The organism is Nannocystis exedens (genome assembly GCF_002343915.1).
GTDB classification, from domain to species: Bacteria; Myxococcota_A; Polyangia; order Nannocystales; family Nannocystaceae; genus Nannocystis; species Nannocystis exedens.
The window spans coordinates 10193696-10209971 of record NZ_NETK01000001.1 but is presented as its reverse complement, the minus strand read 5'-3'; the positions used below and the strand labels follow the sequence as shown (position 1 = coordinate 10209971).

Genomic DNA, 16276 nt, shown 5'->3' with positions numbered 1-16276 from the left:
TCCCGCGCAAGTGCCCCTGCGCGCCCTGCCCGAAGCGCTCACCTACCGCGTCGACCTCGCGCCCGCCGAGGTCCTGGCGCGGCTCCGTGGCGACGCCGACATCCAGATCGTCGAGGGCTTTCCGGCCCGCAGCCGAACCCGGCGCCGGTTCCTCGCCGAGCTCGGTGCGCGCAAGTTCCGCGTCTGTCAGAACCAAACCGCCGGCGTGGTCGACACCGGGCCCGCCGTCATGCGCCGCATGACCCTCGAGGCCGAGCTCGTCCCCATGCCCCAGGGGACAGCCGTGCAGGTCCGCTTCACCCGCGGCCCGTTCGCCCGCCAGGCCAGCTTTTGGATCATGTGGGCCACGAGTTTTGCCTGGCTCGGCCTCACCGGCATCACCGGCGCCAAGCTGGGCCTCGTCGCCGTGTTCATGGCGCTCACCGTCCCCGCCTTCATCTACGACCTCGCCCGCGCCCGCGGCACCGACGAGGAGCGCATCGAGCTGCTCAACCTGATGGAGCACCTCCTCGGCCCCTCGCTGGTCGGCGACAACCCGCTGGAGAACACCCCCTACCGCCGCCCCCGCCGCCTCCCCCAGGCCACGAGCTGAAGCCGGCAGCCCCATCGACTGCGCCCCGGCATGGAGCCCCCTCGCCCGGCGACGACGACTCGTGAACCCGCTGGAGTGCCCGCGCCCGTCCGCGACGACCCGTGGCACCGCAGGCCTCCGCTGAAGTCGACTGTGCCACCGCATGGGGCATCCCTCGCCGATCCGCGACCACCCGCGGAAGCGCCCCCGCTGAAGTCGACTGTGCCACCGGATGCAGCACCCCTCGCCCGTCCGCGACCACCCGCGGAAGCCCCCCGCTGAAGTCGACTGTGCCACCGGATGCAGCACCCCCTCGCCGGTCCGCGACTGCCCGCAGAAGCCTCCCCGCCGCCCGCAGGCCGCCCAGTGAAGTCGGCGGCCCTTCGAGGGGCTCCAGCCATGGAGCACCGCCCTTCGCGTGGCCGCGGTCGATCGCCGGGTCGACCTCTCATCGCCGCGCAGGCCCCCGTCGCAGATCGGGAATTTACCGTCCGCAGCGCGCCGGCGCGCCGTCGGCGGGGCGGTCGCCTTTATTCCCGGGGACCCCGACCCGTCGTCTCACGTCGCGCGTGATGCATGCACGCAGCGGCGTCGGCCGACGCGCCGGGCCGCGCCTCGACACTCGAGGCGCGCGCGGCTAGGTTTGCCGGGCCATGCTCCGCGTCGTCGTCGCGTCGTTCGTCCTCGCCGTCTCCGGCTGCATCTTCTTCCCGCCTGCGGGCGAGACCGACAGCGACAGCGGCACCGGCGGTCAGACCGGCGGCGACCTCTTCATCGCCGTGGGTGACGCCGGCGCCATCGTGCGTTCGACCAATGGCGCCGAATGGGTCATCTCGACCTCCGGCATCACCACCGCCCTCAACGACGTCGCTTACGGCGGCGAGATGTACGTCGCCGTCGGCCAGGCCGGCAAGATCCTCCACTCCGAGGACGGCGTCGAGTGGAGCGCCTCCTCGAGCCCGTCCACGCGCGACCTCTACGCCGTGCGCTGGCACGGCACCCGCTTCATCGCCGTCGGCGGGGACTACAGCGCCGGCGCCGAGACCCTCGAATCGGAGGACGGCATCACCTGGACCCGGCCCGACCTCCCGGCGCCCAAGCACATGCTGATCGACCTCGCGGGCGACGGCGTCACTCTGGTGGCGATCGGCAACTACCAGGCCGACGCCATGAACTTCGGCGCCTTCAACTGGCAGGACGGCGTCGGCTGGGTCCAGCGCGTCGACGGCAGCCCGACCGGCGACCGCTACAGCGCGCTCGGCCACGGCGCCCCCAACTTCGCCATGCTCGGCCCGATCAAGAGCGCCTACTCGGGCGACGGCCTGACCTGGAATTACGCCCCGCTGTTCAACCTCGCCGCCGACCCGCGCGGCCTCACCTACGGCCCCGGCGGCTGGATCGCCGTCGGCGGCGGCGGCCAGATCCTCGCCAGCGCCGACGCCATCACCTGGCTCGTGCGGGCCTCCCCGTTCATGACCACCCTGAACGACGTCGCCAGCGACGGCCAGCGCCACGTCGCCGTCGGCGTCGGCGGCAACATCGCCTACAGCCCCGACGGCCTGACCTGGACCGCCGTCACCCCGCCGCTGACCGCCGAGCTGCGAGGCATCGCCCACACCCGGCAATAACGGCAGTCGTCCGCGCCGGAGCAGGCTGGCTCTCGGGACAGGAGAGCCGGACCCGTCCGCGCGTCACTGGCACGGCCCCTCGCGCGGCTCGCGGAGGTGGAACTCGACGATCTTCGCCGGCGCGGTCGCAGACAGCCTCAGCCGCAGCGTCGGCGCCCCGGTCTCGCACTTCAGGGCGAAGGTCGCCTCGAGCGGGCCCTGCACGCGCGGCGGACCGACCTCGCAGCGTCCCCACCGCCGCGCCGCCTCGGCGAAGTCGACGCGCGTGCCTGCGGTCGCGAACGGCTCGGCGTACAGGCGGCCGAACTCGCGCTCGTCCCAGCGCCGGAGCAGCCGCAGCGTGCGCTCGGCGGCGTCGACCAGCGCCGGCGCGGCCGCGAGACCGGTCGCCTCCGCGGTGAAGCTCGAGACCGGCGCGCCGGCCCACGGCGCGACGCGGAGCTCGAGGCGGAGCACCCCGCGCGCGCACGTGCTCTCGAAGCTGCCGGCGCGCGGGTCCTCGATCGCCAGCGGACGCGGCTCGCCGCAGGCGCCGACGAGCGCGTGCCACCCGGCGAACTTCGCCGCGAGCGCCGCGGGCGGGTTGCTGTCGCGGAAGTCGGGCGAGAACAGGCGCGCGTGGGCGGCGTCGTCCCAGCGACCGACCAGGCCGGCGAGCTCGGCGGCCGCGGCCGTCAGCGCGGGCGCGGGCGCGTGCCGGCGCGGCTCGAGCGCGCCCGTGTCGGCCAGCAGCTCGAGCACCCGGGCCCCGTCCTTCGGCAGCACCGTGCTCGGGATCGACGATTGATTGGTCAGCAGGATCACCGCGACCCCGCGGCTCGGCAGCAGGTGCAGCGAGGCGCGGTAGTTCAGGGTCTTGCCGACGAGGACGACCACCTGGTCGAAGCGACAGGTCGCCTGCACCCCGAAGCCGAGCCCGCTGCCGGAGATGTTCAGGCGGGCCGGCGCGGCCGGGACCGACGCCGCCGAATAGCTCGACAACGCCGCCAGCGCGTGCGCCTCGCGGACCGTCGCGCGGCGCAGCGGCCCGGCCTCGGCCTCGTCGCGGGCCGGCCACGCCGCCAGGTTGAAGGCCGCGTAGCGGGTCAGGTCCTCCACGCTCGAGTACAGCCCGCCGGCCGCGTCCGCCGCCCCCGGTCGCCAGTGCGGCCGCGGACGCGACGCCTGCTCGGGCGTGCGCTCGTGGCCGATGGCCAGCCTGTCCCCGGGGACATCCTCGGGCGTCCACACCGTCGAGGTCATCCCGAGCGGCGCGAGCAGCTCCTCGCGCACGTAGCGGCGATGATCGACGCCGGCGACCGCCTCGACGAGCGGCCCCAGGAGCTGGAACCCGAGGTTGGAGTACACCCGGCGCTCGCCCGGCGGGCGGTCGAGCCCGACCCCCGCGAGCGTCGCCAGGAACTCGGCGCGGCTCGGCGGCGTCTCGGGGTACTCGGCGAAGTTGCCCATGCGCGGCAGCCCGGCCGTGTGCGTGAGGATCTGGCGGACCGTGAAGCGCGGGCTGTCGGCGGTCGGATAGGCGATGTCGTCGAGCGCGGGCAGATAGGTCGCGGCCGGGCGATCGAGGTCGAGCCGGCCCTCGTCGCGCAGCTTGAGGATCGCGAGCGCCGTGAAGCTCTTGGTGATCGAGCCGATCCCGAACACGCTGTCGCGCTCGACCGGCAACCCGCGCGCCGGGTCGCGCTGGCCGTACCCGCGGAACCACGCCAGCTCCCCGTCGATGACCACCCCTGCCGCCAGCCCGACCAGCCGGTCGCGCGCCACGGTCTGCTGCAGATACGCGTCGATCGCCGGGAACGCCGCCTCGAGCTTCGCGCGCCGCGCCGGATCGAGGAACACCGGCGGCGGATCGGTCGGCTGCGTCCGCCGCGGCTCGCGTGGTCGCGGCGACACGGCGACGGGCGGCCCAGCCGTCACCGGCGGGGTCGCAGGACGTGGCGGCGGCGCGTTGGCGCAGCCGAACAGCAAGGCGAGGACGACCACGACCGAACGCATCGCCGGATCTTACTGTCCTTTCCCGGCGCAAGGGAAGCGCGGAACGAAGGAGACGCACGATCTGGCTTCACCCCTGCACCTCATCTTCGCGCCTCGCCGCGTCACCGCCTCCAGGTCCGTCCGCGTCCCCGCGCCCCTCCAACGTCACGTCCTCGCGCTCGCTCCGATGTACCGCCGACGACGAACGCCGCTACGGGCAGTTCTGCGACGTCACCTTCTCGCCCGTCAGCGGCACCCCGTCGTCGCCGACGTCGGCGAACCGCAGCGCATCGACGGGCACTGCGACAGCCCGCAGTCCGCCTGACGGGCCACGTGCGCGTGCGGCCCCGCGGCGACGCCGGTCGCCCCGGACAGCCCGATCGCGGCCCTGCGCGGCACCCCCTGCCCGGCCTCGACCATCACCGCGTTCAGGTGGCGGTAGTGCGTCGCCGTCCCGTCCTCGTGGCGAGGCGTGACGAAGTTCGCCTTGTTGGCGCACTCCGGCCCGCCGCCGGTCCAGCACGGCTCGCCGCTCCTGGTGTTGGCGAACAGGTGCGTCACCGTGCCAGCGTCGGTGGCCACGAGCGGCGTGTCGACCGGCACCGCGAAGTCGAACGCGAACGCTGCCGCGTCCGTGTGCTCGCCCTCGCCGTTGCCCAGGCTCACCGCCACGCGAGGACATGTCCCTTCGGACATCTGACTCCCGACCCTTCGCCATGCGCGCATCGTTCCGACGGATCGACATCGTGACCGCCGACCGATGACGCGAGCCGCGCTCCTCCGCGGCGTCGGCCCGCAATCCCCGGCTCAGCCCCCGCGCACGGCGGCCCGGCTGCGCGCCGCCCAGTCGAGCAGATCCTCGCGACAAGCCTGCGCCCGCTCCGGCAGCTCGCGCGAAAGATCGCGGCGCTCGCCCGGGTCGCGCGACAGATCGAACAGCCGCACGCGCCCCGACTCGGCCTCGACGATGCACTTCCAGCTCCCCGTGCGCAGCCCCAGCAGCACGCCGTTGTAGTCGCTGAAGAAGCGAGCCGTCCCGGGGACGGGCGTCAGCAGCGAGCGCCCCGTCCACGACGGCGGCGCCGGCACCTCGAGCAGCGCCGCGATCGTCGGCGCCACGTCGACCGCCCCCGCCACCTGCGGCGCGCGCACCGGCGTCGCGAACGCCCGCGGCGGTACGATGATGAGCGGCACGTGGACGTTCTCCTCGTACACGAACAGCGAGTGGGCGAAGTTGCCGGCGTGCTCGTGGAACGCCTCCCCGTGATCGCCCTCGATCACCCACAGCACCTCGTCGAGCCGGCCGCGCGCCGCCAGCCCGTCGATGAGCGCTCCCAGCGCCTCGTCGCCGGAATAGAGATCGTTGCGGTAATGCTCGAGCTCCGACGAGGCCGCGAACGGCCGGCTCCCGCGGCCCGGGCTGCGGTACGGGTGATGACCCGCGATCGGCATGTACAGCGCGAAGAACGGCCGCTCCGGCGCCTCGTCGATCCATTGCAACAACCGCCTCGCCGTCGACGCGTCGTCGGTGCCGAAGCTGACCGCGAACTCGCCGCCGATCGTCTGCGCGTCGTGCAGCGCCTCGAAGCCGCGCCCCTCGACCAGCGCGCGCATCCCCAGGTACACGAAGCGCCCCGAGTGGAACAGCCCCGTGCGGTAGCCACGGCCGCGCAGCAGCTCCGGCAGCGCCTCGCACTCGGCCCGGCCGGCCGCGTAATCGGCCGCGCCGGTGTTTGGCGCCGGCGGTCGCCCGCACAGCAGCGCGTACAGGCTCTTGATGCTCTCCGGGTAGCTCGTGTACGCCGATTCGAACACCACCCCGCCGCGGGCCAATGTCGACAGTCGCGGCGTCGCCTCGACCTCCGCCCCGTACGCCGACAAGTGGCGGGCCCCCGTCGACTCGAGCAGCACCCAGATCACGTCGCGCCCGCGGCCGGCCCCGTTCAGGTGCGTCAGGTCGATCGCCGGCCCCTCCGCGGCCACCGCCGCCGCCTGTCCCTGCGGACCTGGCCGATCGGTCATTCGTGCCAGGCGCGTGGCCACCAGCGCCGCGATCGCGTTGCGGTGCAGGCCCAGCGTCTCGCAGCGGCGCACCCCGATCGGCCCGAGCGCCAGCAGCAGCGCCGGCAGGGCCGCCCACGCGAGCCGCGGCGGCCGCCGCACCAGGCGCGGCAGCGCGGCCACCCAGAGCAGCACCAGCCCCACCGGCGCCGCGTTGCCCGGCGTCACGTGGGCCGCGATCGAGTCCCACAGCGCCCCGCCGGTCGCCTCGACGAACGCCCACGTCAGCGGCGTCCCGAACTGGCGGGCGATCGGCACGTTCGCCGCCGTGTACAGCCCGGCGAGCGCGTAGCCGGCCCAGGCCGTCCTGCGCGCGCCCACGCGGACCAGCCCCCCGCCAGCGCGAGCGCGGCGAGGGCCGCCCACACCTCCTGATACAGCATCGCCGACAGCGCCCACGGCGTCGCCAGGCCCGCGGCCGCTCCATCCAGCGCGCGCAGCCCCACCAGCACCAGCTTCGCCCCGGCCCCCGCGAGCAGCAGGCACAGCGCGATCCGGACGGGCTCCACGGCGCTCGACCCTAACACGGCGGCCGCGCGCGCGACCACGCCCTCCGGCCGTCCTCTGACGGGGCCCTCGCGCTCCTCCTGCCGCGCGGGCATCCTCGATGTTCGGGGGTGAGGGCGATGCGAGGCGAGGCCGCGGCGTACGGCATCATCATCACGGCGCTCGCCGGCGCCTGTCTGTTCCACGACGATCCGACCGGCCCGGCCACCGACACCGCCACGAGCGGCTCGACCGGCTCGACCACCGACGCCGTCCCGACCGCCGGCGAGGATCAGTGCCCGAACAGTTGCCCCGCCCCGGGCCCGTGCAAGCAGGTCACCTGCGAGGGCGGCGTCTGCGGCGTCGCCGACCTGCCCGAAGGGACAGTTTGGCCGAGCACCCCCGGCGACTGCCGCCACGACGTGTGCGACGGCCAGGGCGGCCTCGAGAGCGAGCTCGCCGACGACCCGCCGAGCCAGGTCGCCGGCGACTGCCGGCGGTTCGTGTGCGAGGCCGGCGACGCCGTCGTCATGCTCGACGCCTCCGACGTCCCCGACGACGCCAACGATTGCACCGACGACACCTGCGAGGACGGCACCCCGACCCATACCGTCAAGGCCATGCACACCGCCTGCGGCCCCGGCGGCGACCAGTATTGCCACACCGACGGCGCCTGCCGCCCGTGCAAGCAGGTCACCGACGCCTGCGAGGATTACGGCCAGGAGCCGCACGACAACCAGGAGACCGCGCAGAACCTCGGCAAGATCAGCGACGCCGACGGCGACGGCTCGTTCGTGTGCGCCACCATCAAGGGGGCCAACGACGTCGACTGGTACACCTTCGCCGGCGACGACGCCTTCCTCAACTACGTCGACCCGGTGCGCAGCCTCGTGCAGCAGGACGGCAGCGGCGGCCGGGTCTGCGTCTACCTGCAGTGCGACGGCGGCGGCACCAGCATCGACTGCAACGGCGCCGCGCCGGACACCGCCCCGCTGGGCCAGAAGGGCTGCTGCAGCGCCACCACCGTCGCGCCCAAGCTCGACTGCGACGGCCTCGACGACAGCGCGAAGGTGTGGATCCGCGTCGACCCCCCCGACAACCTCGCCTGCGTGCCGTACCAGCTCGACTATCATTTTTGAAATGGGGTCACCGGTCGCGCGAGGGCCTCGCGACCCTCCTCGAGGCTCGCCATTTGCAGCCAGCCGCTTGCCGCAGGCGCCGCTCCGCCTTGCAGCCAGCCGCCTGCCGCACGCGCCGCCCGCGAGCTACGCTGGCTCGCATGCCTACCCTTAGCCTCACTCGGCTCGCGCTCGCGGGCGCCGCCCCTGCTCGCCTGCGGCCCGACCTCCGACGAGACCACCGCCGCCACCGGCGGCACCGCCTCGACGACCGCCGTCACGAGCGAGCCAGACCCGTCGACCGGCGCGACGACCGACCTCACCACCACCGACCTCACCACCACCGCGCCCCCCCCCCCGGCACGACCCTCGTCTCGACGGGGACCACCGATCACGAAGCGACGAGCACGACCGGCAGCCCCGGCCCCGGGTGCGGCGAGGGCTGGTGTACGGCCAAAGACCTCCTCAACGTCCTCATCCAGGACAATTACGATTCGCCGCACGAGCTCGTGATCCCGGCCGTCGACGTGGCCGCCTGCGAGGCCCGCACCTACGAGTTCACCGGCCTCGCCGTTCACACGCACACGGTCACGCTGACCCCGGAGCACATCGCCACGATCGACCAGGGCGGCTCGGTCGAGATCGAGTCGAGCGAGGCCCAGGGTCACATCCACACGGTCTGGAGCGACTGCGGGTAGCCGAAGCCGCCCTGTCCCGAGCGCCAGCCCCCGCCCCCGCCCGCGCGCCTGTCCGGGAGCCAGCTCCCCGCGCCCGCGGTCGTTCTCGCCTGTCCCGAAAGCCAGCTCCCCGCGCCCGCGGTCGTTCTCGCCTGTCCCGAGAGCCAGCTCCCCGCGCCCGCGGTCGTTCTCGCCTGTCCCGAGAGCCAGCTCCCCCGCGGTCGTTCGCGCCTGTCCGAGAGCCAGCTCCCCCGCGCCCGCGAGCCTCGCCCACCGCCTGCCCCGAGGGACAGCCTCGTCCGCGCCGCGCGCACGCCTGCTTTCATGTGTCCCAAGAGACATCTCGGGACGACGAGGTCCTCGCGACGCGATCACGCAGATCGGCTCGCCGCAGCGGCGCGCGGGCGCCGGGTACGCGCGCGCAAAAGCGGCCATCGTGGCCGTAAGCCCCCACGATATCGAGCCGCGTGCGGCTGAGCCCGGTCGATCCGGCACCTCGGAGCCGAGCCCTGGGCGCGCGGCCCCCCGCGACGACGTCGGCAGGCGACAGCGCCTCGCGGGCGCGCTCGTGCGCGGCGATCTGCGGCACCATGCCTCCAGGAGCGAGTTCATGCAGCGAGTCCCCCGCACCTTCGTCGTCTGCGTCGCGCTGGTCGGCTGCGACGCCGCGGCGACGAAATCGGAGCCCGCCCCGATCGCCACGATCGCCGCCCCGGCCGCCATCCCCACCGCCCCGCCGACGCCCACCCACGCCTCGATCGACAAGGCCGCCCCCGCGGCCGAGGCCAGGCCCGCCGAGGCCAGGGCCCCCGAGCCGAGCAAGCCCGCGCCGCCGGCCGGCAAGGGCACCAGCGAGCTCAAGCAGGCGCTCGGCCGCAGCATCAACGACTTCACCATCGACCTCCAGCGCAAGCTCGCCAAGCAGCCCGGCAACCTGCTCGTCTCGGGCATGAGCGTCTCGGTCGCGCTGGCGATGCTGCACGCCGGCAGCAGCGGCGCCACCGAGCGCGAGCTGGCCGAGGTCCTGCACCTCGACGGCCTGACCGGCGACGTCCACGCCGCCCTCGCCCACCTCGCGGCCCGCTGGAACCACCCGAGCGACCACGTCACCCTCGTGACCGCCGGCCGCGTGTACGGCGATCGCAAGTACGAGTTCAAGCCCGAGTACCTCGACCTCACGCGCAAGGTCTTCGGCGCCGAGCTCGGGGCGCTCGACTTCGCCGGCGACCTCGGCGGCGCGCGCGACCTCATCAACGGCTGGGTGCGCGAGCAGACCCGCGCCGAGATCGGCGAGATCGTGGCCGCCGAGACCCTCGACGCCGCCACGCGCCTGCTCGTCACCGACGCCGCCACCTTCAAGGCCGACTGGCTCGAGCCGTTCGACCCCGCCGCCACCCAGCCGGTGATGTTCTACGGCCACGAGCACCGCCAGCCGGTGCCGATGATGCGCAGCGTCCAGCGCGTGTCCACCACCCTCGGCCTGGCCGGCAAGCTGCGCCTGGTCGAGCTGCCGTACCGGGGCGGCGAGTACAGCATGGTGATCCTGCTGCCCGCGACCCGCGGCGGGCTCGAGGACGTCGAGAAGGGCTTCGACTTCGAGCGGCTGCAGAGCTGGCTCGACGCCGCCAAGCCGGCCCCGGTCGACCTCCAGATCCCGCGCTTCAGCCTCGACAGCAACCTCGACCTCGCGCCGTTCGTCTCCAGGCTCGGCGCCGCCCGGGTGTTCGACGCCCGCCGCGCCGAGCTCGGCGAGATGGCCAGCGAGAAGAAGCTCGCCCTGTCGGCCGTGCGCCACCGGGCCCGCCTCAGCGTCGAAGAGCGCGGCGCCGACGCCCCGGCCGCCCCCGCCATCGAGATCTCGGTCGGCAACGCGGCCACCGACCCGCTCCCGTTCATCGTCGACCGCCCGTTCATCTTCTACGTCCGCGACGTCCGCAGCGGCGTGCTCCTGTTCTACGGGCGCGTCGTCGATCCGGCGTGAGCATGAGGGCATGTCCTCTCGGACATGCTCGCCAGCCCATGTCGTTTCAAGCATGTTTATCAAGACATGTCCATGGGGCCACGGGCGGCCGGCGTCGCTTCCGTCGACAGCGGCGACCTCGCCCGCGGGCGCGAGTGCGCGGCGGATCGCTCGGGGTCGCGCCGGCTCGCTCCGTGCCGCCGACGCGAGCGCCCGTGGTGTTCGCTCGCCTGCGCGCGCCTCGACCTCGCGCGTTGCGAGCGGCCGGCGGCGCGGGCTATAGGGGGGCGCATGCGCAGCTTCCGATACGTCCTCGTCCCCGCGCTCGTGGCCGCCTGCCAGGGCTCGTCGGGGGACAGCACCGCCAGCGAGGCGACCGCCGCGACCGAGACCGCCACCGCCGCGACCACCGACGACGCGACGGCCACGGACACGCCGACGACCGCCGGTCCGAGCACCGACAGCGAGGGTGAGACGCTCACGACCGTCGGCCCGACCACGGTCGAACCGACCACCGCCGGCCCGGGCACGGACACCACCGACGCCACCACCGAGACCACCGACGTCACCACGAGCACCACCGACGCCGCCACCGACGCCACCACCGAGACCACCGCCGTCGGTCCCGGCACCGACACCGACACGACGACCACCGGTCGACCGGGCGAGTGCGTCGCCGGCGAGGTGCAGGACTGCTACGGCGGCCCGCCGGGCACCCAGGGCGTCGGCCTGTGCCAGGCCGGCCAGCAGACCTGCGGCGACGACGAGATCTGGGGCCCGTGCGAGGGCGAGGTGTTGCCGGCGGCCGAGGACTGCCGGTCGCCCGGCGACGAGGACTGCGACGGCGTCGACCCGTGCAGCGGCAAGGGCGCGTACGCGTGGAGCCGCTACGCCGGCGGCAGCTCGTACGACGAGGGCGTGCGCGTCGCGTTCGACGGCGCCGGCAACCTCGTCCTCGCCGCCCGCGGGATCAGCGACCTCGACCTCGGCGGCGGCCTGCTCGACAACCAGGGCGGCTACGACGTCTACCTCGCCAAGTACTCGCCCACCGGCGTCCACCTGTGGAGCAAGCGCTTCGGCGCCGGGCAGGACCAGGCCAACGACGTCCTGCGCCTCGCCGTCAGCCCCGACGGCGACATCGCCATCGCCGGCGACTTCAAGTCCACCATCGACTTCGGCGGCGGCGTCCTGACCTGTGAGGGCTCCGATGACGCGTTTTTGGCTCGCTTCGATCCCGACGCCGGGCACCTGTGGAGCAAGTCGTTCCACTCGGTACAGTACGTCTACCCGCACGAGGTCGCCTTCGACGCCGACGACAACGTCCTGCTCGCCGGCCTGTTCGTCACCAACCTCGACCTCGGCGGCGGCGTCCTGACCGGCGCCGGCCTGGCCGACGCCTTCCTCGGCAAGTTCGACCCCGACGGCGAGCACCTGTGGAGCCTGCGCTTCGGCGACCCGAACGGCCAGTACATCCTCGGCATGAAGCCCGACGCGGCCGGCAACGTGTACGTCACCGGCGGCTTCCAGGGCACGATCAACCCGGGCAACGGCCAGCTCACGAGCGCCGGCGCCGAGGACGTGTTCCTCGTCCGCTACGACCCCGACGGCAACGCCACCTGGGCCGAGCGCTTCGGCGCCGCCGGGCAGCAGATCGCCCGCGCCATGGCGATCGACGGCGCCGGCCGGGTGACGATCGTCGGCGAGATGGACGGCGCGGTCGACTTCGGCGGCGGCCCCGTGGTCGCGCCCGAGACGGTCGGCTTCGCCGCCCAGTTCGAGAGCGACGGCACCCACCGGTGGAGCAAGCTGCTCGGCGACGGCGACACCCAGCCGGCCGCGGTCGCCACCGACGGCTTCGCCAACGTCCTCGTCGCCGGCAACTTCTACGAGACCGCCGACTTCGGCGGCGGCCCGCTGACCTCCGAGGGCGGCGCCGACGTCTTCCTGCTCAAGCTCGCCCCGTCCGGCGCGCACGTGTGGAGCAAGCGGTTCGGCGACTTCCAGAACCAGTACGGCATGGGCGTCGCCGGGGCCGCGAACGGCCGCGTCGGCGTGTCCGGCAGCTTCGAGGGCGGCATCAACCTCGGCGGCGGCCCGAAGACCAGCCAGGGCGTCAAAGACCTGTTCGTCGGCTCGTTCGGGCCGTGAGGCGCGAGATCTTCGCATCGCATGGCGTAAAGGGCACGCCCGCTCGGGCATGCCCTTTTGCACATGCCCGTTCAAACATGTCCTTTCGCGCGACCGCCTCCGCATGGGAGACAGCACGGCGACGGCCCGGCCAGGCGCGGGCGGTCGAGGTGGCGCTCGCGCTCACTCCGGCGCGGCGATCCACGGCTCCACGTTGCGCTGATCGGGCCCGGTCCCGCGGCCGTCGTTCTCCCAGCCGGACGTGGAGTCGGCGACCGCGAGCGTGCGGCCGAGCTCGGCCAGCGGGTCGTCGTCGGTGATCATGTCGAGCGCGCGGGCCTGGATCGTCAGCGCCCCGTTGTCCTGGTCCCACACCTCGATCACGCGCATCTGCGACGGGAAGTCGTTGAGCGACGGCGTCACCATCTCCCAGTACGCGTGGCCGCCGACCGGCTGCAGCGGCTCGACCATCAGCCGGTGCGTGTGCGCGGCCAGGTGCAGGATCACGTTGTCGTAGCCGCCGAGGAACTCCTGCCATTGCGCCGTCGTCAGCGCGTCGTCGTACTGGGTGCCGATCCCGAACTCCTGCCCGTCTCCGAGGCTGCCCGAGCGGTGGTGCGACGTCACGATCACCCACTTGTCCGCCGCCAGCGCCTCGTCGAGCTGCGGGCCGATGACCGTCTCGAGATCGACCGGCCGGATCAGCCCCTGGCTCGAGCCGGTCAGCGACGACGTGTTCATCACCAGGAACCGCAGCGGCGTGCCCGCGACGTCGAAGGTGTAAAACGCCCGTCCGAGCGCGACCGCGGCCGCATCGAGCCCGTGGCCGTCGCCGTCGCCGGCCACGATCGCCACCTGCTCCGGCTCGGTGAGGAACGCCCGCGCCGGGTCGGCCGGCACCATCCCCTTGACGATGGGCGCCGTGCTCGCATTGCGTTCTTCCTCCGTCGCACAGCAAGAGCGGCACGAGCAGCTCGCACGCTCCGCAGGGCGGGACCGTCGCGCCGTGCTTGAACTTATGCCGTCTCACTGCGGCCCGTCGGTGGGCCGCGTGCCGAACAGCTGGAAGCTCGGGATCGGCGGGCGCTTCGGCGGGCTGCGGATCTGCGTCGGCGGCTCCGGATCCGCGTCGTCGCCGCTGAACGTGATCACTTGCGCCGTCGGGTCCTGCTTCGCGGGCCTCGCCGGAGGCTCGGCCTCGACCTCGCCCTCCTCCGGCCCCGCCTGCCGCGATCCCGCTGGCTCCGGCGCCTGGGCCACTTCGGGGGCCCCCGTCGTGTAGCGACAAGCGGGCAGAACAAGGGCGAGGAGGAGCGCGGCGCGGACGGCGGGCATGCCCGGGTGCGAACGCGCCGACGCGGCCGAAGGTTCGACCCGGCCGGGCCGGCCGCGCGGGCCGCCCTCCGCTCCCCTGCGCCCGGCCCGCCGGCCCGTCCATCCTCGTACGACAAGTACGAAAGGACATGCCCATGAAGCCATGTCCTTTGCTGCATGTACGCAATTCATGCGACAAGTACGAAAAGACATGCCCACGAGGCCATGTCCTTCGCTCCATGGACAAAGAATCAACCCGCCTGGCGATGCTGGTGGAACCGCGCCACGCGCTCGAGGATCGCCTCGAACCCCAGGTGCTGCGACGGCGCCGCCGGCACGTAGTGCAGCATCCCCGTGGTCGGGTCGTGCTCGAGCGCGAGCAGGTTGACCTCGCCGTGCTCGTTGAGCAAAAACGCCGCCCCCGCGGCGAGGTCGTGGTAGAGCTCCATCCCCTCGGCCCGCATCGGCCGGGTCGGCGCCGCGTGCTCGACGTTGGCCAGCGGGAACGCCCGGCGCGGCGGCTCCGCGGGCATCTCCGGGTAGCTGGCCCCCGGCGCCCCGCGCAGCGGCTGCCGGGCGACCTGGTGCCCGGTGAAGAAGCCGCGCAGGTACTCGTTGGTGAACGTCGCGCCGTCCGGGTCGATGCGGTCGCGCACCGCCAGGAATTGCTCGAGGCGGTTCGCTCCTGCCCCTCGCTTCGCCGTCAGCAGCGAATGCACGTATTCGTCGATGCCCGGCACGCTGTCGAGGTACTTGCCCCAATTCGGCAGCCCGCCCCACTTCTTCCACCCGAGCCCGTGCTCCGGCGCATAGAACTCGCGATTGAACGCCAGGTACGTGTCCGTCAGCTCGCCGTGCGAGTAGCTGAGGTACTCGAAATAGCAGGTGTGCTGCGACGAGCCCGCCGGCGCGTAGGCGGGCGACAGCGTCGCCTGGCTGTTGCGGACGAACCGGGCGTGGGCGTTGAGGTTCACCGGGTACGGCGTGTCGCCCTCGCTGCCGCTGCGCCACGCCTCCATGCGGTCGACCAATTGATAGAACGCGGCGACCACGTCCGCGAAGCCCTGCGCGCCGTCCATCGGCATCGTGAACTCGAGGTCGAGGAAGCCGCGGAAGTAGTGCTTCTGATAGAGGAACGCGTCGGGAGGGGTGAGCACGACCGGGTCGCTGAAGTGGTTCTTCCACTTCATCGTGTGCAGCGCGAAGTTCGACATCGCCGGCACCACCCGCGGCAGGCGGTCGACGAGGGGGCCGATCGCCCCGCCCGCCAGCGCCAGCACCCCGAACGCGTCGTTCCACAGCTCGACGAAGGTCGCGTCGCCGCTGACCGGATCGCTCGTCCGATCGAACATCATCACCCACAGGGTGTCGTGCTCCGGCCCCTCCGGCACCGGGACCAGCCCCTTCATCTTGTAGGCGTTGTACGGGAACCAGAAGATCTCGACGTAATCGTGGCCCTCGATCAAACGCTGCAGCTTGCCCGGGTCGGCGCGGTCGAACACGTCGGTGACCGGCACGAACGCGTTCGACACCCGCAGGTTGAACGGCTCGGCCGGCAGCTGGAACACGATCCGCGCCAGCACGCCGAGCGCGCCCTGATTCACGCGCACCACGTTCATCAGCTCGGCCGGGCTCAGCCCGAGGTCCTCGAAGCCGGGCGGGCTGGCGTCGGCGGTGAACGTCAGCACCGAGCCGTCGGGTGCCACCAATTCGAGGCCGTAGACCAGCTCGGCGACCGTCGGCTCGGACCAGCCGGTGCCGTGGCAGCCGTTGGCGACGAAGCCGCTGAGGGTGATGTCGGGCGCGGGCCCCTGGGTCGGCAGCGGCGCGCCGAGCTGCTGCGCCAGCCTGGCGAAGTCGCCCTGGCACATCCCGGCGGGGACGCTGATTCGCCGGTAGGTGCGGCCGTCGGCGCCGGTCACGGTCGCGTGCGTGACCTCCATGCAATTGCCCTGCCCCGCGGGCGCGGCGCCGATGACGTCGCACACGCAGGCGTGCTTGCCCTCGGGCGTGAGCCGGCTGGTGTTCACCGAGCAATCGGCGGTGGCGATGGCCGGGTTCCACGAGTGGCCGCTGCCGCGCGCGCGCACCTGCTTGCGCGCGGCGTGGGCCAGGCGGACGACCTCGCGCAGCTCGGCGAGGCAGCGCGGCGACGCGGCGGTCGCGGGCGTGAACGTGAGGGTCTCCGACCAGTTGGTCTGGGTCGAGGGCGACGAGGCGGCCTCGGGCGCGGCATCGAGGGTGTCGGCGGTGCGATCGTCGGTCATGGCATGGTCTCTCTTTTCGCTCGACTCACAGCAGCTCTCACGCTTGTTGAGCGAACGACGCCACCGCGGTGTTGAACCAGCCGGCAGCGTCGG

At 73.1% G+C, this 16276-nt stretch carries 13 protein-coding genes; 6 read left to right on the top strand and 7 right to left on the bottom strand.

The genetic code is table 11. The annotated features are described in order from the left end of the window. Positions 1 to 10 precede the first annotated feature (10 nt). The gene (locus NAEX_RS48970; protein ID WP_143140648.1) at positions 11 to 592 is read left to right on the top strand and encodes a hypothetical protein; all 582 of its coding nucleotides are present in this window, start codon (positions 11 to 13) and stop codon (positions 590 to 592) included. Positions 593 to 1224: 632 nt separating this feature from the next. Next, on the top strand, positions 1225 to 2199 hold the full coding sequence (locus NAEX_RS39780; protein WP_096332675.1) for a beta propeller repeat protein: 975 nt from the start codon (positions 1225 to 1227) through the stop codon (positions 2197 to 2199). Between the two features lie 63 nt (positions 2200 to 2262). Here NAEX_RS39780 and NAEX_RS39775 read toward each other — a convergent pair whose 3' ends face one another. The 3 genes from NAEX_RS39775 to NAEX_RS39765 form a co-directional block, all read right to left on the bottom strand. Continuing rightward, positions 2263 to 4194, bottom strand: coding sequence for a serine hydrolase domain-containing protein (locus NAEX_RS39775; protein ID WP_096332674.1), 1932 nt, complete (start codon positions 4192 to 4194; stop codon positions 2263 to 2265). 225 nt (positions 4195 to 4419) lie between these two features. After that, positions 4420 to 4869: a M23 family metallopeptidase gene (locus NAEX_RS39770; RefSeq protein ID WP_170136401.1), complete on the bottom strand. Its 450-nt coding sequence runs from the start codon at positions 4867 to 4869 to the stop codon at positions 4420 to 4422. A 111-nt stretch (positions 4870 to 4980) separates the two neighbouring features. Next, positions 4981 to 6555 carry a sulfatase family protein gene (locus tag NAEX_RS39765; protein ID WP_096332672.1) on the bottom strand — a complete coding sequence of 525 codons (1575 nt, stop codon included), beginning with the start codon at positions 6553 to 6555 and terminating at the stop codon, positions 4981 to 4983. A gap of 305 nt (positions 6556 to 6860) precedes the next feature. Here NAEX_RS39765 and NAEX_RS39760 point away from each other — a divergent pair, with 305 nt between their 5' ends. Both NAEX_RS39760 and NAEX_RS39755 read left to right on the top strand, forming a co-directional pair. Continuing rightward, positions 6861 to 7859 (top strand): hypothetical protein, encoded by a 999-nt coding sequence (locus NAEX_RS39760; protein ID WP_096332671.1) that lies wholly within the window; start codon positions 6861 to 6863, stop codon positions 7857 to 7859. A 140-nt stretch (positions 7860 to 7999) separates the two neighbouring features. Next, entirely contained in the window at positions 8000 to 8536 is a 537-nt protein-coding gene (locus NAEX_RS39755) for a hypothetical protein (RefSeq protein ID WP_096332670.1), read from the top strand. A 301-nt stretch (positions 8537 to 8837) separates the two neighbouring features. Here NAEX_RS39755 and NAEX_RS52495 read toward each other — a convergent pair whose 3' ends face one another. Next, positions 8838 to 9107, bottom strand: a complete 270-nt coding sequence (locus tag NAEX_RS52495) for a hypothetical protein (RefSeq protein ID WP_143140649.1) — start codon at positions 9105 to 9107, stop codon at positions 8838 to 8840. Positions 9108 to 9125: 18 nt separating this feature from the next. On the opposite strand from NAEX_RS52495, the gene NAEX_RS39750 reads away from it, so the two are divergent. After that, positions 9126 to 10496 (top strand): serpin family protein, encoded by a 1371-nt coding sequence (locus NAEX_RS39750; RefSeq protein WP_096332669.1) that lies wholly within the window; start codon positions 9126 to 9128, stop codon positions 10494 to 10496. A 270-nt stretch (positions 10497 to 10766) separates the two neighbouring features. Continuing rightward, on the top strand, positions 10767 to 12623 hold the full coding sequence (locus tag NAEX_RS39745) for an NHL repeat-containing protein (RefSeq protein ID WP_096332668.1): 1857 nt from the start codon (positions 10767 to 10769) through the stop codon (positions 12621 to 12623). A 162-nt stretch (positions 12624 to 12785) separates the two neighbouring features. Here the strand turns inward: NAEX_RS39745 and NAEX_RS39740 are convergent, their stop codons facing one another. From NAEX_RS39740 to NAEX_RS39730, 3 genes are all read right to left on the bottom strand, one after another. Beyond that, on the bottom strand, positions 12786 to 13505 hold the full coding sequence (locus NAEX_RS39740; protein ID WP_096332667.1) for a metallophosphoesterase family protein: 720 nt from the start codon (positions 13503 to 13505) through the stop codon (positions 12786 to 12788). Positions 13506 to 13628: 123 nt separating this feature from the next. Continuing rightward, entirely contained in the window at positions 13629 to 13937 is a 309-nt protein-coding gene (locus NAEX_RS39735; RefSeq protein WP_143140650.1) for a hypothetical protein, read from the bottom strand. A gap of 230 nt (positions 13938 to 14167) precedes the next feature. Then, positions 14168 to 16183: a D-arabinono-1,4-lactone oxidase gene (locus NAEX_RS39730; protein ID WP_096332665.1), complete on the bottom strand. Its 2016-nt coding sequence runs from the start codon at positions 16181 to 16183 to the stop codon at positions 14168 to 14170. Positions 16184 to 16276 lie beyond the last annotated feature (93 nt).

Coding starts and splice junctions, on each gene's coding strand:
- NAEX_RS39780 (WP_096332675.1), top strand. CDS start 1,225: ATGCTCCGCGTCGTCGTCGCGTCGTTCGTCCTCGCCGTCTCCGGCTGC.
- NAEX_RS39775 (WP_096332674.1), bottom strand. CDS start 4,194: ATGCGTTCGGTCGTGGTCGTCCTCGCCTTGCTGTTCGGCTGCGCCAAC.
- NAEX_RS39770 (WP_170136401.1), bottom strand. CDS start 4,869: ATGTCCGAAGGGACATGTCCTCGCGTGGCGGTGAGCCTGGGCAACGGC.
- NAEX_RS39760 (WP_096332671.1), top strand. CDS start 6,861: ATGCGAGGCGAGGCCGCGGCGTACGGCATCATCATCACGGCGCTCGCC.
- NAEX_RS39755 (WP_096332670.1), top strand. CDS start 8,000: ATGCCTACCCTTAGCCTCACTCGGCTCGCGCTCGCGGGCGCCGCCCCT.
- NAEX_RS52495 (WP_143140649.1), bottom strand. CDS start 9,107: ATGGTGCCGCAGATCGCCGCGCACGAGCGCGCCCGCGAGGCGCTGTCG.
- NAEX_RS39750 (WP_096332669.1), top strand. CDS start 9,126: ATGCAGCGAGTCCCCCGCACCTTCGTCGTCTGCGTCGCGCTGGTCGGC.
- NAEX_RS39745 (WP_096332668.1), top strand. CDS start 10,767: ATGCGCAGCTTCCGATACGTCCTCGTCCCCGCGCTCGTGGCCGCCTGC.
- NAEX_RS39740 (WP_096332667.1), bottom strand. CDS start 13,505: ATGGTGCCGGCCGACCCGGCGCGGGCGTTCCTCACCGAGCCGGAGCAG.
- NAEX_RS39735 (WP_143140650.1), bottom strand. CDS start 13,937: ATGCCCGCCGTCCGCGCCGCGCTCCTCCTCGCCCTTGTTCTGCCCGCT.
- NAEX_RS39730 (WP_096332665.1), bottom strand. CDS start 16,183: ATGACCGACGATCGCACCGCCGACACCCTCGATGCCGCGCCCGAGGCC.